General features: G+C 57.9%; 16 protein-coding genes. 10 read left to right on the top strand and 6 right to left on the bottom strand.

Translation table 11 applies throughout. The features are described from left to right. Positions 1 to 12: 12 nt before the first annotated feature. Positions 13 to 1,002: an MBL fold metallo-hydrolase gene (locus tag P9L99_10500; GenBank protein ID MDP8223778.1), complete on the bottom strand. Its 990-nt coding sequence runs from the start codon at positions 1,000 to 1,002 to the stop codon at positions 13 to 15. Positions 1,003 to 1,247: 245 nt separating this feature from the next. Between P9L99_10500 and P9L99_10495 the strand changes: the two genes are divergently transcribed. Continuing rightward, the gene (locus P9L99_10495) at positions 1,248 to 3,074 is read left to right on the top strand and encodes a glycoside hydrolase family 31 protein (protein MDP8223777.1); all 1,827 of its coding nucleotides are present in this window, start codon (positions 1,248 to 1,250) and stop codon (positions 3,072 to 3,074) included. Positions 3,075 to 3,099: 25 nt separating this feature from the next. Further along, the gene (locus P9L99_10490; GenBank protein ID MDP8223776.1) at positions 3,100 to 6,273 is read left to right on the top strand and encodes a PAS domain S-box protein; all 3,174 of its coding nucleotides are present in this window, start codon (positions 3,100 to 3,102) and stop codon (positions 6,271 to 6,273) included. Here P9L99_10490 and P9L99_10485 read toward each other — a convergent pair. The 5 genes from P9L99_10485 to pncA form a co-directional block, all read right to left on the bottom strand. Beyond that, complete coding sequence (locus P9L99_10485; protein MDP8223775.1) at positions 6,270 to 6,653, bottom strand: response regulator; 384 nt, start codon at positions 6,651 to 6,653, stop codon at positions 6,270 to 6,272. The two genes, P9L99_10490 and P9L99_10485, sit on opposite strands and share 4 nt — an antisense overlap. A gap of 34 nt (positions 6,654 to 6,687) precedes the next feature. Further along, complete coding sequence (locus P9L99_10480) at positions 6,688 to 8,367, bottom strand: response regulator (protein ID MDP8223774.1); 1,680 nt, start codon at positions 8,365 to 8,367, stop codon at positions 6,688 to 6,690. A 607-nt stretch (positions 8,368 to 8,974) separates the two neighbouring features. Further along, positions 8,975 to 9,499 (bottom strand): type 1 glutamine amidotransferase domain-containing protein, encoded by a 525-nt coding sequence (locus P9L99_10475; protein ID MDP8223773.1) that lies wholly within the window; start codon positions 9,497 to 9,499, stop codon positions 8,975 to 8,977. Between the two features lie 76 nt (positions 9,500 to 9,575). Next, a complete protein-coding gene (locus tag P9L99_10470; GenBank protein MDP8223772.1) occupies positions 9,576 to 11,003 on the bottom strand; it encodes a nicotinate phosphoribosyltransferase in 1,428 nt (475 codons plus the stop codon). A 19-nt stretch (positions 11,004 to 11,022) separates the two neighbouring features. Beyond that, on the bottom strand, positions 11,023 to 11,643 hold the full coding sequence (gene pncA, locus P9L99_10465) for a bifunctional nicotinamidase/pyrazinamidase (GenBank protein MDP8223771.1): 621 nt from the start codon (positions 11,641 to 11,643) through the stop codon (positions 11,023 to 11,025). Positions 11,644 to 11,754: 111 nt separating this feature from the next. On the opposite strand from pncA, the gene P9L99_10460 reads away from it, so the two are divergent. The 8 genes from P9L99_10460 to P9L99_10425 all read left to right on the top strand — a co-directional run bounded on the left by P9L99_10460 (position 11,755) and on the right by P9L99_10425 (position 19,403). Continuing rightward, positions 11,755 to 12,384: an O-methyltransferase gene (locus P9L99_10460; GenBank protein MDP8223770.1), complete on the top strand. Its 630-nt coding sequence runs from the start codon at positions 11,755 to 11,757 to the stop codon at positions 12,382 to 12,384. 382 nt (positions 12,385 to 12,766) lie between these two features. Beyond that, positions 12,767 to 14,581 (top strand): NAD(P)H-dependent oxidoreductase subunit E, encoded by a 1,815-nt coding sequence (locus P9L99_10455; protein MDP8223769.1) that lies wholly within the window; start codon positions 12,767 to 12,769, stop codon positions 14,579 to 14,581. Between the two features lie 10 nt (positions 14,582 to 14,591). Then, positions 14,592 to 15,317 (top strand): 2Fe-2S iron-sulfur cluster-binding protein, encoded by a 726-nt coding sequence (locus P9L99_10450; protein MDP8223768.1) that lies wholly within the window; start codon positions 14,592 to 14,594, stop codon positions 15,315 to 15,317. Positions 15,318 to 15,329: 12 nt separating this feature from the next. Further along, complete coding sequence (locus P9L99_10445; protein MDP8223767.1) at positions 15,330 to 15,875, top strand: hypothetical protein; 546 nt, start codon at positions 15,330 to 15,332, stop codon at positions 15,873 to 15,875. 22 nt (positions 15,876 to 15,897) lie between these two features. Then, the gene (locus P9L99_10440; protein ID MDP8223766.1) at positions 15,898 to 17,340 is read left to right on the top strand and encodes a Ni/Fe hydrogenase subunit alpha; all 1,443 of its coding nucleotides are present in this window, start codon (positions 15,898 to 15,900) and stop codon (positions 17,338 to 17,340) included. Next, entirely contained in the window at positions 17,337 to 17,840 is a 504-nt protein-coding gene (locus P9L99_10435; protein MDP8223765.1) for a hydrogenase maturation protease, read from the top strand. The genes P9L99_10440 and P9L99_10435 overlap by 4 nt, the downstream gene beginning before the upstream one ends. A gap of 8 nt (positions 17,841 to 17,848) precedes the next feature. Continuing rightward, positions 17,849 to 18,223 carry a response regulator gene (locus tag P9L99_10430; protein ID MDP8223764.1) on the top strand — a complete coding sequence of 125 codons (375 nt, stop codon included), beginning with the start codon at positions 17,849 to 17,851 and terminating at the stop codon, positions 18,221 to 18,223. Between the two features lie 82 nt (positions 18,224 to 18,305). Further along, the gene (locus tag P9L99_10425) at positions 18,306 to 19,403 is read left to right on the top strand and encodes a hypothetical protein (protein MDP8223763.1); all 1,098 of its coding nucleotides are present in this window, start codon (positions 18,306 to 18,308) and stop codon (positions 19,401 to 19,403) included. Positions 19,404 to 19,409: the final 6 nt, after the last annotated feature.

The raw sequence follows: 19,409 nt of genomic DNA, 5'->3' as shown, positions 1-19,409 counted from the left end.
CAGCGACTACGGCTAGACGATATCTTCCGACACGCCCTGAAAAAACAAGCAGTTTTCACGGAACTCCTGGGTCACCTGACCTTGTTCCTCGAGCAATTCAAGATACCCGACGATTTCGGATACCCACAGGAACAATTCAAAATCCGGCAGGTCTTCGGTCATCTCGCGGGCAATGTCGTAAGGGGTGCGCGCGCGGCCGTTGAGCATGTGAAACACTTCGTTACGGCGGCGGCGGTGGTGACGCAGCGTTTTCTCGGCCGCATCCCGCGGGTTGCCGAAGGGACGGCCGTGACCGGGAAGGGCGAGGGTGGCTTTGGTGTTCATCAGGCGTTTGAGGGTTTGCATGTGTTGTAGGACGACGCGTGGGCGGGAGCCGGTGGGTGAAGTCGGTCGCGCCAGGAGAATACTTGGGGCGATACGCGCTTGCAGGGTGTCTCCGACAAAGATCACGCGCATTTCGGGCGATTCGAAACTGGCGTCGTGCGGCGTGTGTCCGGGGGTGTGCAGCACGCGCAGCGAGAAGTCGTCGAACTCGATCTCATCGCCGTCGGAAAGCGGCTCGTCGAGGTCGACCTGGCATCCGTACCTGACATAGTCCCGGCCGGCCTGCAGCAGCGCTTGAATTTGTGGATCGGGAACGCCGCAGAAGTGCAGAAAGTGCGTGAAGTATTTATCGTTGGCGTCCCATTCCTTTTGGATGTCGGCGAGCATGTCGCGGGCGCCTTCCATCGCGTACACCCGGGCGCCGGATTCGATTTTGATGCGCGCGGCCAAGCCGAAATGGTCGATGTGGGGGTGGGTGACCAGGATCCGCTTGATGTCGGCGAAATGGTAGCCGATCGAATGGAGCGCCTTCTGCAACTCGGTGGCGCATCGCTCCACATTGGGGCCGGTGTCGATCAGGGTCGGGAGGCGGTCGGCGATGAAATACACGTTCGTTGAGCCGACTGGAAACGGCGTGTCCAGGCAGAGACAAAACACGCGGTCATTAATTTTCCGCACACCGGGTGAAGCCATATAACGTCCATTCTACGCAAAAAAAACAAAACGACCGCATTTGCGCGGTCGGTCCTTCGGCTCTCCCCCGTGCCCAGAACCATGGGTCTGCTGGGGAGGCATTGTGGACTCCCGGCGTCTGTTTGGCAAGGTGCGCGAGGCGATCTCATCCATTGTGGACTTGTGCAAAAGAGAGGATTCCACTAAACTACTTGGTTACGAACGTCGGCTCATTCCGTGGGGAGAAAAAGATGTTGCACAACAAGCTTTGGGTTTGGATCGCGATCCTCGCGCTCGTTTCGGTTTCGGTGGCTCTTTTGGGCTGCGGTGACGACGACGACGATAACAATGACGACAACGACAGCGGCGATGACGACAACGACAGCGCCGATGACGATAACGACAACGACGACGACGACGACACCGGCGACGACGACACCGGCGGCGATGACGATACCGGCGATTTCGTCGTACCGCCGGTAACCAATCCCGCGCCGCCTTGGCCGGAATGGGCGCTGCGCCACTGGGTTTGGGAAGATGAATCCACCCAGGAATCGGCTACCGCGCTCGTGGCGGACTACGTGGCGCACGACATCCCGGTCGGCGCAATTATCATCGACAGCCCTTGGGCGACCGGTTACAACACCTTCGACTGGAACCTCGACGATTACCCGAACGCCGAGCAAATGGTGCAGGACATCCACGCGCTGGGTGCCCGGGTAATGGTGTGGATCACCGCGAACATGAATGTCGACTCTCCCTTGTACCAACACGGGCTCGACAACGATTACTACATCAATGACGGCCGGGTGTACGAATGGTGGAAGGGCGACGGCAGCCTCATCGACTTCTGGAACGAAGACGCGATGACGTGGTGGCACGGCCTGGTCGACCAAATCCTCGACATCGATATTGACGGGTGGAAGTGCGACGGATCCGAGTTCATGACCTACCTCTGGATGGTCGTGCAAACCGCCGACGGCCCGAAGTCGCCGCAGGAATACCAATTCAAATATTACCGGGACTTTTTCGAATACACGCGGGCGATTCTCGGCGATGACCGCCTCATCACGGCGCGGCCGGTCGATTCCTACGGCATTCCCTTTTGGGGACCGAGCTTCACGCCTCGCGACGTCAATTTCGCCGGGTGGGTGGGTGACCAGGATCCGACTTGGTTCGGCCTGAGCGCGGCGATGACAAACATGTATTTTTCGGGCAAGCGCGGCTACGTCAACTTCGGCAGCGACATTGGCGCTTACCGCAGCGACGATGACATGCGCGATGAAGAGCTTTTCGTGCGATGGGCGCAATTCGGCGCGATGAGTCCGGTGATGGAAAACGGCGGTTCCGGCGAACATCGACCGTGGATGTACAGTGCGGACGTGCTTGATATCTATCGCGACTTTGCCAAGCTACACCATGCGCTGATTCCCTACCTGTACAGCCAGGGTGCCGAATACTATGACGACGGCCTCTCGCTCTACCGGCCGCTTCACAAATTCAACTGGCACCACATGCTTGGCGATAACCTGCTCGTCGCGCCGATTCATAATGCGGGCAACGCGAAAGACGTGCTGTTCCCGGAGGGCACGTGGATCGATTTCTTCACCGGTGAGCAGTATGTGGGGCCGCGTGAGGAGCGATTGACGTTCCCCCTCGAGCGCTTTCCGATCTTCGTGCGCCAGGGGGCGATCATTCCCTTCGACCTTCGTGAGGGCGGCGTGTTCGACGGCGCAACCGACGACTTGCCGCCGCTAACGGTTTCGATCTACGTGGACCAAGGCGACGGTTTCAACATCTATGAAGAGGGCGGCGAGGGCGCTCGCGTGGAATATCAGGCGGGCGAGACGGGAACTACGGTGCGCCTGTCGGCTACGCAACGGCGCTATGCGTTTCGCTTGATTGGGGTGGCGGCGCCCAACGCCGTGCAGGTCGACCCGACCGGCGAGCTGCTTCAGGCCGCGGATCTCGCGGCGCTCGGCGACGCCGAAACTGGTTGGACATACCTGTCGGACGATCAAGAACTTTGGATAAAACCGGGTGATGCGGAAAACGGTATAATCATCGTTACGCAATAGAGAAAACGATTTTATCGGTGGATCCATGAACAACGCGCAATTGGGCGAAACTCGCCGCTTGTTTCGAATTTTTGACGCCGACCCGACGCCCGTGCTCATTACCGACAGCCAATGGATCGTTTTGTACGCGAACGAGGCCGCCGTGTTTCTCTTGGAGACCGACGCGTCGGATTTGCTTCAAACAAAACTGAATCGCTTGCCACAATTCCAACCTCTGCAGTCGCTGTTCAAACAGATGGATTGTAGTTTGCAGAAAGCCGACCAATTCGTGAGCGGCCGGCAATGGCTCGACTTTGCGGGACGCCGCGCCGCCGACATTCGCGTCGAAAAGCTCGGCGCTTTCATCGACGGCGAGGAAAACCTGTTGTGGCGTATTTTCGTGCAGACTCCCTACCGGCCCGACGCGGCTATGGGTTCGGAGAGCGCCGAGATGTACCGCAATCTCGTGGAGGTAGCGAGCGACGGTATCTGCATCATTCAGGATGAGATAGTTGTCTACGCGAATCCGCAACTGTGTGCGATGGTCGGGTGGACGGCCCTAGAGTTGCTCGGCATGCCGTTCGCGGACCATATAGATATGGACGACGTCGACAAATTGCGCGACTTGTATTCGCGTCACCACGGCGGCGCGAGGGAATTGGGAGTCATACCGATTCGCGTGTTGCATCGGGACGGCACGGTCGTGGATGTGGAAATTGACGGCTCAATCATCCCCTACAAAGGGAAACCCGCGACGTTGGTGACACTGCGCGATGTCACCGAAACCTTGGCGGCGAAAAGAGCGTTGGAACGTAGCGAGGGGCGCTATCGGCAGGTGACCGAAAGCACGACCGATATCATCTGGAGCTACGACCTTGCCGAGCAGTGCTTCAGCTTCTTCTCCAACGCGGCCGAAAGTATCCTGGGTTACTCACCGGAAACGGATGAGCACATCACGCTGTTGCATATCCTGCCGCGCGATCACGCCGATTGGGTGGCGAATCAGTTCGAAGAATTAATTGCTCAATGGCCCGAGAGGGACACCTTGGCGTTTGAATTGCAGCATTATCGCAAAGACAGAACCAAGGTGTGGCTAGAGGTTAACGGGCGCCTTGTAGCCGAAGGAACCACGGACCGCCCGACGATGGTAGTCGGCGTCTCGCGCGATGTGACCGACCGGCACGAAGCAGCGCGACAGCTCGTGGAAAGCGAGGGCCGGTATCGCCGCTTGGTGACCCTGGTTCCCGAGTTGATTTGCGTGGTTCAGGATGGGCAGTTCAAGTTCATCAACGAAGGCGGCGCGCGAATTCTCGGGGCGGAATCTCCGGACGAATTGACCGGCGTGGATAACGAACGCTTCGTACATCCGTCCTATCTGGAGGCCGTCAAAAAGCGAACGAAAAAACTGATCGACGAAGAAACAGAAACCGACGTCTACACGTATCTTTGCCGACGCCTGGATGGCTCGGACGTTTACTTGGAAACCGCTTCCATACCGTTCCAATTCGAAAACCGCCCGGCCTTGCTTTCGGTAGGACGCGACGTAACCGCGCATCGACACGCCGCCGAGGCGCTGAACTACCGCATGCGATTGCTCAAACTGATTACCCAGATCACGACTCGATTCATCGCCCTGGATCCGGAAGAAACCGATCGCGCTATTGAAGAGGCGCTGGAAGAAATCGGAACATTTGTGGGGGCTGATCGGGGCTATATCTACCAGTATCGCGCCGGGGGTCACGTCGCGGACAACACTCACGAATGGGCGCGGGATGTTTTGCAGCGCGTGAAGATAGACCAGCAAAACGTCCCCATTCGCGAGGAATTCCCTTGGTGGACCGAGAGTTTTTCCGGAGAAGGCATCTTCCTTTGCCGGGACATCGAAGAGTTGCCGCCGGAAGCCGACGCGGAGAAAGAACTGTTCCGGGTACAGCAGGTCAAGTCCATGGCCATCGTCCCGCTTACCTACGGCGACAAAGTGACCGGGTTTTTCGGATTCGACGACACAAAGGCCCGGCGGGATTGGGACGAAGAAGCCATCGCGCTGCTACGAATCGCGGGCGTCGCGTTTACCAACGCCCTGACTCACAAGCGCGCGAACGCCGCGTTGCGCGAAAGCGAAGAAACGGCGCTATCGCTGCTCAACGCTACCGACGCCCTGGCGGTATTGACCGACCGGGACGGTACCATTTTGGCCGTCAACGAGATCACCGCGAAGATCCTGCAATGCAGTGCCGACGATTTGATCCGCACAGACTCGCTGCAGGCGCTTCCGGAGCGATGGCATGAGCAGGCAAAAGAAATCCGTCGCCAAGTGCTGGCGGATGGGAAGCCCTATCGGAATCAACACCGCATTTATGGACGTTGGTATTTGGTTAACGTTCAGCCGGTGATCGACGAAAGCGGCGTGGTGCGGCGCTTGAGCGTCTACGCGCGGGACATTCACGATTTGAAAAGGCAGGAAGAGGAATTGCTCGAGGCTCTGCGCAAGGCGCAGGAAGCGGAACTGCTGAAGACACGGTTCCTGGCCAATATGAGTCACGAAATTCGAACGCCGCTCAATCATATTATCGGTTTAGCTTCGGTCTTGTTGATTCAACCGGATATCTCCGCCGAGGAGCGCGAAGGCTATCTGAAAATCATCAAACGAGGTGGGCAGTCGATGCTCGAACTGCTAACGGCGATTCTCGACCTTTCGAAGATCGAGTCGGGCCGCCTGGAACCGAAGCATACGCCTTTTCACGTCAGGGAATGGCTAGAGCAACAGACGGAACGGTATTCGCTGCAGGCCGGCGCTAAGGGCTTGAAGTTTCGCAGTTACTGTGAGGACTCGGTCCCCGGGGTCGTGGCGTCGGATCCGGTGAAGATCGGCCAGGTTCTGGGTAACCTCGTGGACAACGCATTGAAATTTACTCGCGAGGGATCGGTGGAAGTACATTTGGAAGGCAAACCGCATGAAAAGGGCGGTTGGGAATTGATCTTCCGGGTGGTCGATACGGGAATCGGGATTGAGCCGGACAAGCTGACTAGAGTCTTCGATTCGTTTTATCAGGCGGATGACTCATCGACTCGCGAATTTCGCGGCGCCGGTTTGGGCCTGACGATATCGCGCGAACTTGTGCGCATGTTGGGCGGTCAAATTAAGGTGATCAGCAAACCGGGACAGGGGTGCACGTTCACGTTCACTTGCCACGCGTTGTCCGCGCGCGAGGCCGACTAGGCGCGCTGCTTTACCACCTCGTCCAAAATCGCGTGAATTTCTTCGATTTGAATGGGTTTATCCACGACGTAATCCGCGCCGACGTCTAGGAACTCGCGTCGCCGATCTTCATCTACGTACGCCGATACGATGGCGACTTTGCACGCTCCTTTGCTTTCTAAGCATTTCAGGTCTCGGAGAAACAAGGTGCCGTCGATTTTCGGCATCATGTAATCAAGGAAAATCAGGTCGGGTCCGAAATCGGCGACCCGAACCAACGCCTCGTAGCCGTTCCAGCACCATTCCACGCGGGCATCCGGAAATTTGTTTTGCACGAAATTCTGCAGAATTTCGGCCGCCACCTCGTCGTCTTCAATAATCAAAATTGACAAATCTTTCATGACAATCCTCGTTGAATTGAAGCCGCGATACGGATCAGCCACGGAATCCCAGGTCGCGGGATCGCCGTTTCTTGATCTGGAGCAGCTTCACTTCTCGTCGCGCATCTTCGTTGGCAGGATTTATCTCGTTGGCGCGCCGAAAATAGGTACCGGCCAAACTGTCTTTGCCCTCTGCCTTGAAAATTCGGCCGAGCAGCAAATACGCCTCGTCGTTGGTGTCGTCAAGACTAATCGCCTTTTTCAACATCTCCTTGGCTTCATAGATAATCGTGATGTCCTGCTTACCGGATAGTTCGTAAATGCACCAAGCCATCAGTGCTACCGCTTCGCTGCTGACGGGATTGAGATCGAGGGCTTTTTCGAGAAAGTGGTGTGCGCCGCGAAAATCTCCGCGATTAAAGAACGTGCGGCCTTCGGTTAGGTTCGTGCTGTATTCTTCAAGGTTCCAGTCGAGAAGTTGCGGGTCGACGTTATCGTCGGGTTCGCCGATCAGTTCGAATTCGCGCACGAGGAGGTCATCGGCCGCTTCCTCCTCGGGATCGAACATGTCGCCGAAAACCAATCCTTTGGCCATGATGGGTAAAAACGCGACACGCATGTATGTTTCGAAACGGTCCGAACTGGTTTCTTTCAAACGGTGGAGGCTCATGTTGTTTAGGGTATCGGCAATGTGATAGAGGTCTGGATCCAGCCGCAACTCTTTCATGATCTCGGTGTGCCCTTGCCCCAACTCCATAACGCAGCTTTCTTTGCGGTTTCGCGCGAAGGCTCGCTGCAGGGTTTCAGCCTCCGCGAATTCGAGGATGCCTCTTTTGAGAATATCAACTAACGGGACGGGGTCGAGGTCGTATCGTCGGGAACTAAGGCGCTCGGCGGCGAAATGAAAAGCGGCGCCACGCCACATCGCGGTAAAAACTTGTAGGACTTTCAGGATCTTCTGCTGGGCCAGGTAATAGTCGAGTTCATTTTGATTGAGAATGTTCATCATCACCAGCGCTTGTCCCTGCGGAATCCCCTTTTCCTCCGAAAGGCGTATGGAAGCGTCGTTTTCGCGCGGTGTGATTTTATCGACCTGAATGAGAAAGCGACCCAACGTATTGTCGCGAATGTAGTTCGATTTCAGTTCCACTACCGATCCGGATTGAATCAGTATTTTTAGCTGGCGTCGGTCGCCCTTGAAGCGCAGCGTTCCCGATTCCCCGAAATGAATCAGGTGCAAAAACAAGCGGGACAGGGAGGACGGCGACACCTTGCCCTTATTCCAGGGGCGCCCGCTCTTCGCTTGGGACGCATTGACGAGGGGACCGGCCATCTTCTGATTGATGGTTTGCGGCTTATTGCGTTCCGTCAACCAGCGTTCGATCTTCTTCAACAGACCGGCTCGTTCGGCAGGCAACTCGATGAAGTCGTCGGCCATAATCCGCATACCGGCCCGCTCCATTTCTTCCACGGGAGGCATTTTGCGAGTGACCATCAGAAACGGAATGTTGCAGAGAACCTCGTGACTCTTGAACAGGCGGGCCAATTCACGACCGTTGATCACGGGCAGATCACGCTCGCAAACGACCAAATCTGGTTGAAGGTGCAGTGCAATGCCCAGCGCCTGTCGGGCATCGTGACAATACTTAACGGCGTAACCGTCACTCGCGAGGAGCTTCCCGATTTTCCGGCCTGCACTATTCTCCGCGCTCAGTACAAGTATTGTCTGCTTCATCCCGCCCTCACGTCGATACTCCACTGCCCTCCGAACTCTCGACGTTCTGAATGATGCCCCACATATACTTACGGGACGGCATTCCCAGATTCCGTGCCTTGCCGACAATGTTCACATTCGGACACAGCCAACCAGCAAAACATCTCGGCCCGATTCGGGGATATTGCCGCCCTTCGCGGATGCACTCTTCACCTTGTGGGACCCGTAGTATTTTTCCGATCCCCGGCCATCCAAGCCGAATAGTGACGTATATACTAGAAAAAGTTCTAGGTCTACACAAGACCCGGAAAAATCTTTTTCTCCTGTTTTCCAACTAGAAAGGAGCGGGAAATCGGCGACGATTAACAATGGTATCTATCGGTTTTCTTTGATCTGTGATTCGATTCACAATCGCTGTCTGGCTCCTGTCGCAATAGTGGACCGGCCGTTTCGGGCCATATGTTCGGCGGATCTCAACAGCGAATGACATGCGGTGGCTTCCGACAATACGAGGGAGCAAGAGTACCGCATTCTTGCCGAGTGGACACCGGATATGAAATAAACAATGAGGGATGGTGACGAGCGCTCGAAAGGTGCCTATTTGGTAAAAGATACCAGGATCGTGACCCTAATGACGCATGGCGGCAATAATCGCCTTGTTGAATGCCGGCAGGTCATCGGGGTGGCGGCTTGTGATGAGGTTACCGTCTACTACGACTTCCTCGTCCAAGAAGATTGCGCCGGCGTTCTCCAAGTCCACGCGAATGGCGGGTGAAGCAGTGACTCTTTTGCCCCGCACTACGTCGGCCGAGCACAGAACCCAGGGACCGTGGCAAATCGACGCGACCGGAACGCCGTTGTCGAACGCTTCACGCGTGATGCGAATGATATCCTTGTACCGCCGCAGCTTATCGGGCGCGTAACCGCCGGGAATGATCAGCGCGTCACAGTGGCTACCAGAGAAATCCGCCGCGGCTCCGTCCACCGTCACCGGATACGAGCCCTTTTTCCCTTTGTATTCGCGGGCCGATCCCGTGCCGATGATGAACACTTCCGCCCCGGCTTCCCGCAGGCGATAAACGGGAACCCAAAGTTCCATTTCCTCATACAGGTCTTCCGCGAAAACGTAGACCGTCTTACCTTTGAGACTCATGACTCCCCCTCGCATCTTTTTGTTGAATAAAAAATAGACACGGCAAACAAGGATGCAAATAGGGAGGCGGCGGCGTTTAGCCCTTTCTTGTGCTGTGAAGCAACGCGACCAGGTGTTTGCCAAGTGCCACTTGATAGGCGGAGGTCGGGTGCGACTCCTGGACTTCTAGAGGTAAACCGGCGATTTCTTCCTTGGCTCGGGCGCGGATATCTGCCAACGGCGGCGCGGTTTCGAGGGCTTCCCCGTCCCGAAAAACGAGTTCGAGCAACGGTCGAGCGCTCGTCGTCGACCATGTATCGCCGGGCTTCAAGGTTCGGCGATCGAAAACTTCCAGCGGCGCGTTCAACCGCGGCTCGTGTTCCGCCATTTCGACGTAGTCACCCAGCAAACGTGCTTCGCTGTCGGCGACGCGCCAAACCTGTTTGATGCCCGGCAACGTCGCCTTTTCCGGCGTGTCGGATTCCTTGTGTACCGGACGCAACACACCGCGCCGGTCGGTCAAACAGGCCAATTTGTAGACGCCGGACAGGGCCGGGTCGTCGTGCGCCGTGACCAGCCGCGTTCCGACACCCCACAGGTCGATGGGCGCTCCGGCTTTACGCAGCGCGGTGATCCGGTGTTCGTCCAAATCGCTGGACGCCACGATCTTGACGTAATGGAGCCCGGCCGCGTCCAACATCGCTCTTGTTTGCTTGGCGAGGTTGGCTAAATCGCCCGAATCAAGACGAACGCCGATTAACTTGTGGCCGGCGGTTTCCATTTCATGGGCTACGGTAATGGCGTTGGGGATACCGCTTTCCATCGTGTGGTATGTGTCCACGAGGAGAATCGCACCGTCCGGATAATGGCGGACATAGGCGCGAAAAGCGGCAAGTTCGTCCGGGAAGGCCATGATCCAACTGTGAGCGTGCGTGCCGCGTACCGGAATGCCGAAATGCCGCCCGGCCTCGACGTTGGAAGAGCCGGAACACCCTCCGATGAACGCCGCCCGACTGGCGCTGAGGGCTCCGTCGCGACCTTGTGCCCGCCGCATTCCGAAATCGAACACCGCTCCGTCCCCGGCGGCCCGACACACCCGGGCGGCTTTCGTGGCGATCAACGTTTGGAAATTGATGGTGTTGAGCAGCGAAGTCTCGACGAGTTGGCATTCGGCCAGCCCGCCCTCGACACGCAACAACGGTTCGTAAGGAAAAGCAGGTGTTCCCTCGGGCACGGCGTGAACCGTGCCGCCAAAACGGAAGTCGCCCAGGTAGGTCAGAAAAGGCTCATCAAACAAGCCGAGCGAGCGCAAATAGCCGATTTCCGGCGGCGAAAAGGCGAGATCGTGTAGGAAGGCCAGCGCGTCGGCCAAACCCGCGGTCAGCGCGAAACCGCCGCCGAAGGGCAGGGTGCGAAAAAATAGGTCGAAACAAGCCCACCGTTCGTGCATTCCTTCCCGAAAATAGCCCTGCATCATCGTTAGCTGATACAGATCGGTGAACAGCGGTGAAGTCGGGTAGGGCATCGTCGGTTGTCCCGTCCCTTTACAAATGCGACGACGTGACGCGGTTGACGCCCGCCTCGTCCATATCTCGCCACGCGTTTTCCAGCGAGCCGTTCAAATCGATCCCGCGACACGCGTCCTCGATCACGGTGACCTCAAAGCCGAGCCGTCGGGCATCGAGCGACGACCACAACACGCAAAAATCGGTGGCAAGCCCGGCGAGCAGTACGTGTCGAACGCCGCGGTCACGCAGATAGCCCGCCAGGCCGGTGGACGTCCGCTTGTCATTTTCGAAAAACGTTGAATAGGAGTCGATCTCCGGCGTTGTGCCCTTGCGGATGATCAAGTTGGCGCAGTCGAGGCGCAATTCCGGGTGGAAAGCGGCGCCTTGGCGGCCCTGCACGCAGTGGTCCGGCCATAACACCTGCTCGCCGTAGGCCATCGGGACAACGTCGTAGGGTTCGCGACCCGGGTGGGTCGAGGCGAAGGAACGGTGATTCGCCGGATGCCAATCTTGTGTGAAAACGACCAACTCGAATCGATCGAGCAAGCGATTGACCACCGGCACGACCCGGTCGCCCTCAGGAACGGCCAAAGCGCCGCCCGGGCAAAAATCGTTCTGCACATCGACAACAACAAGCACGTGATCGTGGGTTCGCATCGCTGCCTCTCTCGCATTTGCTCATAACCTAGCGCGCCTGTGTGTCGCTGCCAAGTTTACCTTTGCGTCGGTGATTATTATGTTTTTCAGAATCGAAAAGGAGCAGGCCCGATGTTGCCTATCGTCCACCCGAAATTGGAACAGTACCTCGAAAGCGTCAGCGCGCCGCGCGACGCGGTTCTCACCGAGATGGAAGCGATCGCCGCGGAGCGCGACTTCCCTATCATCGGCCCCGACGTGGGTCGCTTCTTATTTGCCGTCACTCGATTTGCCGGGGCAAAACGCGTGCTGGAATTGGGCTCCGGTTACGGATATAGCGCCTACTGGTTCGCGCTGGCGATGCCTGCCGGGGGTGTTGTGGAGTGCATCGACACCGAACCTGAGAACCGGGCACATGCGGAGGCGTTTTTTCAGCGCGCCGGTTTGGCCGACAAGCTTCGCTTTCACATCGGCGAAGCGCTAGGCGTGGCGGAGGGGCTGGAAGGTCCCTACGACATCGTATTTAACGACATTGACAAGGAGGACTACCCGGCTTCGATCGCCGTAGCCAGAAGATTGCTGCGCCCCGGCGGTCTTTTCGTCACCGACAACGCGCTTTGGCACGGCAAGGTTGTCGACGAGGACTTCGACCCGGCCACCGCGGGGGTTTTGGCGTTCAACCAGGCGCTCGCGGAGAGTACGGATTTTGAAACCGTGGTACTGCCGTTGCGGGACGGTCTTTCTGTCGCTGTGAAGTTGTAAATAACTTAAAAACAGGAACTTCTCATTACTTTAACAATGTGCGGGGGTGAGCGTTATATTATGGCTATTATGCGTTCAGCTCTGATTTGTCGTTGGCGATGCTCGGGGCCGCGTCACCGTTGTGCATTAGACCTTGGGGGTTGCCGAAGGTCTTGGAATGTATAGCAAAATTGCCGATCACCGCGTCGCCGCCGCGGTCGGGCATGTCCATGGGAATCTTGCCGATCCCCGGTCTCAAAAGCGGGATAATAATGCGAAAATAGTCTTGACGCGTAATATCGTAACCGGTATGGTTTCGCCTACGAGGAAAATATGAATGAGTGCTCATTCACATACACGTATTTGAACCCCGAACGAACGTTTCTTAACAGTGAGGTTATCGATGAACGAGAGTTTGGCAGCAACTATCCAGAGAGTCTGTGGTGAGGTCGGGAACGATCGCACCCGCTTGATGGACGTAGTCCGTTTGGTCCAGGCCGAACACGACTACCTTTCGAGCGAGGCAATCGACCTGATCGCGAAAGAGTTGAACATGCCCCGGGTCGAGGTGTCGAGTCTGATTTCATTTTACTCCTTCTACTACGGTGAACCGAGGGGGGAAATCGTCATCCGACTGTGTAACGACATTGTGGACCGCTACCAAGGGGCCGACAAAGTCGCCGACGCTTTTCGCGAGGAATTGGGCATCGATTTCGGCGAAACAACGCCGGACGGCAAGATTTCGCTGGAGTGGACGCCGTGCATCGGCATGAGCGACCAGGCACCGGCCGCGATGATCAACGATGTGATCATCACATACTTGAACAGCGACAAAGCTCGCGAAATCGTCCAAGGCCTGCGCGACGACGGCGATCCGCACAAGCTGATCAAGCGCTTGGGCGACGGTAACAATGCGCACGAATTGGTTAAAGCCATGGTGCACAACAACATCCGTCGCAAAGGCGAGGTGATCTTCGCTCCCTTCGAAATGGGCAGGGCTTTGCACAAGGCGCTGTCGATGAGCCCGGTCGAGGTCATCAAGGAAATCAAGAACGCGCGCTTACGCGGCCGCGGCGGCGCCGGTTTCCCGACCGGCTTGAAGTGGGAATTTACCCGCGGCGCCGAGGGCGACCAGAAGTACATCCTCTGCAACGCCGATGAGGGTGAGCCCGGCACGTTCAAAGACCGCGTGCTGCTTACCGAGCGCGCCGAAATGCTTTTTGAAGGCATGATCATCGCCGGGTACGCCTGCGGCGCAACGCAGGGTGTTGTCTACTTGCGGGCCGAATACGCCTACTTGTACGACTTCCTGAATGACATGCTGGATAACGCCCGAGCCAACAACTACTTGGGCGAAAACGTGATGGGCAAGCAGGGCTTCACTTTTGACCTGCGGATCCAACTCGGGGCCGGCGCGTATGTCTGCGGTGAAGAGACGGCGCTGATCAGTTCCTGCGAAGGCACGCGCGGCGATCCCAAGAATCGGCCGCCGTTCCCGGCGCAGAAGGGCTACCTCGGACATCCGACAGTCGTGAACAACGTGGAAACCTTGTGCTGTGTTTCGCGGATCATGGAGCGCGGCGCCGCGTTCTTCAACGAAATCGGCACGCACGGCACGACGGGCACGAAGTTGATGTCGGTCTCCGGCGATTGCTCGGGTCCCGGCGTGTACGAATTACCTTTCGGCATCACGGTTCGCGAGTTGCTCGAAACCGTCGGCGCCGAGGACGTCAACGCCGTGCAAATCGGCGGCCCGTCCGGCCAACTGATCGGCGAGGGCGACTTCGACCGCTGTCTTTGCTTCGACGACTTGGCCACCGGCGGTTCGATCATGGTGTTCAGTGCGGAGCGTGACGTGCTGGAGATCGCCGAATCCTTCATGGACTTCTTCATTCACGAAAGCTGCGGTTACTGTACGCCCTGTCGCGTCGGCAACCGTTTGTTGAGGCAGAAGCTGCATGAGATTCGCACCGGCAAGGGCAAGAAGTCGGACGTCGACTACCTGCAGAACCTTGGCGATACGATCATCAAAGCCAGCCGTTGCGGTTTGGGGCAAACGTCGCCGAACCCCGTGCTCACCACCCTTAATAACTTCCGTTCGGCCTTTGATGCCTTGCTCCAGGAAGAGACCGGTTTCCAACCGACTTTCAGCCTGGACGAAGCGTTGAAATTGGCCGAAAGCGTTCAGGGCCGTAAATCGGTCCACCACGACGGCTAGGGGGAAGACGATGAGCGGAACCTTTACGATTACCATTGACGGCGTCGAGATCACGGCGAAAGCCGGACAGACGATCTTGGAAGCCGCCGAGGCGGCCGGCGTATATATCCCCCGCCTTTGTTACCACCCGGATTTGAAGGTACACGGCAGTTGCCGGGTTTGTTCGGTGAAGGTGAACGGCAAGGCCATGGCCGCGTGCACCCAGCCTGCGGCCCCGGGCATGATTGTCGAAAACGATACCGAGGAAGTGCTGAACATCCGCCGCGCGATCATCGATATGCTGTTCGTGGAAGGCAATCACTTCTGCATGTTCTGCGAGAAAAGCGGTAACTGCGAATTGCAGGCGTTGGCCTATCGCTTTGGCATCACCGCGCCGCAGTTCCCCTTCATGTTTCCGCAACGCGAATTGGACGCCACGCACCCGGATATCTTCATCGATCGCAATCGTTGCATCCTGTGCGGTCGCTGCGTCCGCGCGTCGCAAGAACTGGACGGTAAGAACGTGTTCGAGTTCATCGGCCGCGGGCACCATAAAAAGGTGGCCGTCAACGCCGAAGCGGATCTGGTTAAGACTGACGCCGCCGGCACCGACAAGGCCATCGACGTATGTCCGGTCGGCGCCTTGTTGCACAAGCGCGTCGGTTACACGGTCCCCGTGGGGCAGCGCCTTTATGACGCCAAGCCGATCGGGAACGACGTAGAAGTAAAACGCCAGTCGGCCGATGCCGACAGTTGATGAGGAGTGATCATGGAAAAACCGAAAGTTGCCACGGCATCGTTGGCCGGCTGCTTTGGCTGTCACATGTCGATCCTGGACATCGACGATCGGATCCTCAAACTCGTCGAGCTCGTCGATTTCGACAAATCGCCGATTGACGATATCAAGGAATTCACCGGTCGTTGCCTGGTCGGCCTGATTGAGGGCGGCGTAGCCAACGAAGAGAACGCGCGGGTCCTGATGGACTTCCGCAAAAACTGCGACATTCTGATTTCGCTCGGCGACTGCGCCATCTCGGGTGGCCTGCCGGCGATGAGGAATATGGTGCCGCTCAGGGAATGCCTCGATGAGGCGTACTTGAGTGGGCCCTCGGTCTACAACCCCGACGGGATCATCCCCAACGACGTGGAAATCCCGCTGTTGCTCGACAAAGTCTATCCGTGTCACGAGGTCGTGAAAATCGACTACCACCTGCCCGGTTGTCCGCCCCCGGCCGACACCATCTGGCAGGCCTTGGTTGCCCTCCTCGAGGGCAAACCGCTCGACCTCGCATACGGCTTGATCAAGTACGACTGATCGAGAAAGGATCGGTAAAATCATGGAAGTAACCAAGGGAACCAAACGCGTGATTATCGAGCCGGTAACTCGCGTGGAAGGCCACGGCAAGGTTTCGATCTATCTCGATGAGAATAACAAGGTCAAACAGGCCCGCCTCCACATCGTCGAGTTCCGCGGCTTCGAACGCTTTGTTCAGGGTCGCCCCTACTGGGAAGTGCCCGTGCTGGTGCAGCGTCTTTGCGGCATCTGCCCGGTCAGCCACCACTTGGCGGCGGCCAAGGCGATGGACATCATCGTCGGCGGCGAGAAACTGACCCCGACGGCCGAGAAAATGCGTCGCTTGATGCATTACGGCCAGATGTTCCAGTCGCACGCGCTACACTTTTTCCACCTGGCTTCGCCGGATCTGCTCTTCGGCTTCGATGCCGACCCCGCGATCCGCAACGTCATCGGCATCATCGCCAAGCACCCGGATCTCGCGGTGCAGGCGGTCATGATGCGAAAATACGGCCAGGAAGTTATCCTGCGCACGGCCGGCAAGAAAATCCACGGTACCGGCGCCATTCCGGGCGGGATTAACAAGAATCTGTCGATCCAAGAGCGCGACGAGTTGCTCGCCGACCTCGATCAGATGATCGAATGGTCGCGGGCCTCGGTGAAGATCGCCAAGGACATTACGTTAGATCGCATCGCCGAGCTGGCGCCCTTCGGCAGCTTCGATTCCAGCCACATGTCTTTGGTGCGCGAAGACGGAGCCATGGACCTGTACCACGGCGTGCTTCGCGCGGTCGACAAAGACGGCAAGACGATCATCGACGACGTGGATTACCAGGGCTACCTCGACTACATCGCCGAGGAAGTGAAGTCGTGGTCGTACATGAAGTTCCCGTTCATCAAGAGCATCGGCCCCGAAGACGGTTGGTACCGCGTCGGGCCGTTGGCGCGCTTGAACACGGCGACGTTCATCGACACGCCCGAAGCGGAAGCGGCACGTCAGGAATACGTGGCCGCGTTGGGCCGGACCTGCAACGTGACGATGGCCTATCACTGGGCGCGGATGATCGAGTTGCTGCACTCCATCGAGATGATCAAGGAGCTGTTGCATGACGAGGATCTGCAGGGCACCGACCTGGTCGTCAAGGGTGAGCGGCGTTCGGAAGCCGTCGGCCTGCTCGAGGCGCCGCGCGGCACGCTCTTCCACCACTACAAGGTCAACGAAGACGACCAAGTAGTGATGGCCAATCTCATCGTCTCGACGACGAACAACAACGAGCCGATGAACCGCGCTGTGCAGAAGGTTGTCGCGGACCACATCGACGGCGTGCCGGAGATCACCGAAGGCATGCTCAACAGTGTCGAGGTCGCGATTCGCGCCTACGACCCGTGCTTGTCTTGCGCAACGCACGCGATGGGCCAGATGCCGCTGGAAGTCAAAATGTTTGACGTCGACGGGAATCTCGTCGATCACAAGTTCAAAGAGTGACCGGCGCAGCCAAGAAGATTTTGCTGATAGGCTACGGGAACCCGGTCCGTGAGGACGACGGGCTGGGTCCCGCTTTAGCGGCGGATATCGAGAAGCGCGCACTGCCGGGCGTCACCGTGGAGTCGAACTACCAGCTTAGCGTCGAAGACGCCGAGGCGTTGACGCACGCGGACGCGGTGATTTTCGCCGACGCGGCGGTGGAAGGGCCGGAGCCGTATTGCTTTCGGCGCATACAACCGAAAGAAGACCTCAGCTTTTCCACGCATAGCGTCACGCCCGACAGTTTGCTCGGCTTGGCCCGTTCGCTCTTTGACTCGCAAACGCCGGGATACATGCTGGGTATTCGCGGCTATTCGTTTGCGATGTTCACCGAGCAAATGACCGACCAGGCTGCGGCGAATCTGCGGGCGGCAATCGAGTTTTTAGTTCCCGTTCTGGTTAGCGGACAACTGGACGCCCAGGTCGGAGAGGAAACAGACGGCAACACCAAACATGGGTGAGGTTTGCGATGAAAGACGGTAAATACGTGATCCTGTGCATTGACGACGATCCCGATGTGCTTATGGTTTTGCGCACGGTGATTGAAAACGCCGGGTATGTTGTGGCCGAGGCGCAGAGTGCCGAAGAAGGCCTGAAAGTGTTTAAATCCGAAGCGCCCGATTTCGTCATCGTCGACTTGATGATGGAAGAAGTCGACGCCGGCAAGAACTTCGTCAAGGAATTGAAAGTCATGCATTCGGAAGTGCCGATCTACATGCTCAGCTCGGTCGGCGATTCGCTGGCGCAAAACGTCGCTTATACCGATTTGGGACTTACGGGGATCTTCCAGAAACCTGTCGACCCCAATACGCTGTTGGCGACTCTCAAGTCGAAACTGAAGTAGCTCGACGACATAGAAAAGGACCGAAGGACGGCGGGCCCGGTCAGGGTCCGCGTTCCTTCTTTTACGCCCCATGAAAATAGGCTTGCCCGAAAAATTGTCGAAACCGGTCATCGCCCTGGGAGGCGATTTAAAGTGCCAACCGGTATACGCGGCAGGCGACACCGCCGAGGTCCTGCCGGAAATTGGCGACCTGGCGTCGCCCGACAACCAAGACGCACTCGAGGACTTGGTCGACCGCTACGAACCGGAACTCGTGGTTTGCGATAAGCATCCCGGTTATTTTTCCACGACGCTTGCCGAGCGGCTCGCCGCCGAACGCGGACTCGGCTTGGTCAAAGTGCAACACCACCGCGCTCACGTGGCGGCGGTTGCAATGGAACACGGCTTATTTCACGAGCCCATTGTGGGACTTGCCTTCGACGGCACCGGTTATGGCGACGACGCCGTGGCGTGGGGCGGCGAATTCTTCTCCGGATCCGTCGCTTCGGGCTTGGCGCGCCGGGCGCACATGGCGCCGCTGCCTCTGCCGGGGGGCGACGTTGCCGTGCGCGCACCGTGGCGGATAGCATTGGCGACGCTTATCGAACGCGGCGCTGATGACGAGACGATAAACGCCTGGCTGGAATCCCGCGGCGTTCAGCTTCGCGATGTGGAATTGTTCAAAACCGGGCTCGCCAGAAAGTTGGCGGTCGGCCGCTCCACCTCCGTCGGGCGTTGGTTCGATGCCGTGGCCGCGTTACTCGGTGTGCGAACGGAAGTCGAATTCGAGGCTCAGGGCGCGATCGAACTTCAGCAATTGGCCGAGGCGAACGCTTACGACGTGCAATCCGGCGACTGGCCGTATGCGATCAGCGAGGAAGAGCCGCGGGTTGTGGACTTCCCGGCGTTTGTGGATATTGCGTCGCGGCCGGCGGGTGATGCTCCGCGGCTGGCCTATGCGTTTCACGTCGCGTGCGCCGCAGCGGCCGCCGAAACCGCGAAACGGCTGGCCGACGAAACCGGCGCGAAGCACGTGCTGGTCTCCGGCGGCGTGTTTTTCAACCGGCTGCTCGATGGTCTGTTGGCCGAACGCGTCGGCGCGCACGGCCTTGCCTACACGAAACCGATTCAGCTCATGCCGGGCGACACCGCCATCGCGTTGGGGCAAGTCGGTCTTGTTCTGGCCGGTACGGAAACGTAGAGTTAA

The organism is Candidatus Lernaella stagnicola, assembly GCA_030765525.1.
Classification (GTDB): domain Bacteria; phylum Lernaellota; class Lernaellaia; order Lernaellales; family Lernaellaceae; genus Lernaella; species Lernaella stagnicola.
The sequence above is the reverse complement of the archived record's forward strand: the minus strand, read 5'-3'. Positions and strand labels throughout refer to the sequence as shown.

Coding starts and splice junctions, on each gene's coding strand:
- P9L99_10495 (MDP8223777.1), top strand. CDS start 1,248: ATGTTGCACAACAAGCTTTGGGTTTGGATCGCGATCCTCGCGCTCGTT.
- P9L99_10490 (MDP8223776.1), top strand. CDS start 3,100: ATGAACAACGCGCAATTGGGCGAAACTCGCCGCTTGTTTCGAATTTTT.
- P9L99_10485 (MDP8223775.1), bottom strand. CDS start 6,653: ATGAAAGATTTGTCAATTTTGATTATTGAAGACGACGAGGTGGCGGCC.
- P9L99_10480 (MDP8223774.1), bottom strand. CDS start 8,367: ATGAAGCAGACAATACTTGTACTGAGCGCGGAGAATAGTGCAGGCCGG.
- P9L99_10475 (MDP8223773.1), bottom strand. CDS start 9,499: ATGAGTCTCAAAGGTAAGACGGTCTACGTTTTCGCGGAAGACCTGTAT.
- P9L99_10470 (MDP8223772.1), bottom strand. CDS start 11,003: ATGCCCTACCCGACTTCACCGCTGTTCACCGATCTGTATCAGCTAACG.
- pncA (MDP8223771.1), bottom strand. CDS start 11,643: ATGCGAACCCACGATCACGTGCTTGTTGTTGTCGATGTGCAGAACGAT.
- P9L99_10460 (MDP8223770.1), top strand. CDS start 11,755: ATGTTGCCTATCGTCCACCCGAAATTGGAACAGTACCTCGAAAGCGTC.
- P9L99_10455 (MDP8223769.1), top strand. CDS start 12,767: ATGAACGAGAGTTTGGCAGCAACTATCCAGAGAGTCTGTGGTGAGGTC.
- P9L99_10450 (MDP8223768.1), top strand. CDS start 14,592: ATGAGCGGAACCTTTACGATTACCATTGACGGCGTCGAGATCACGGCG.
- P9L99_10445 (MDP8223767.1), top strand. CDS start 15,330: ATGGAAAAACCGAAAGTTGCCACGGCATCGTTGGCCGGCTGCTTTGGC.
- P9L99_10440 (MDP8223766.1), top strand. CDS start 15,898: ATGGAAGTAACCAAGGGAACCAAACGCGTGATTATCGAGCCGGTAACT.
- P9L99_10430 (MDP8223764.1), top strand. CDS start 17,849: ATGAAAGACGGTAAATACGTGATCCTGTGCATTGACGACGATCCCGAT.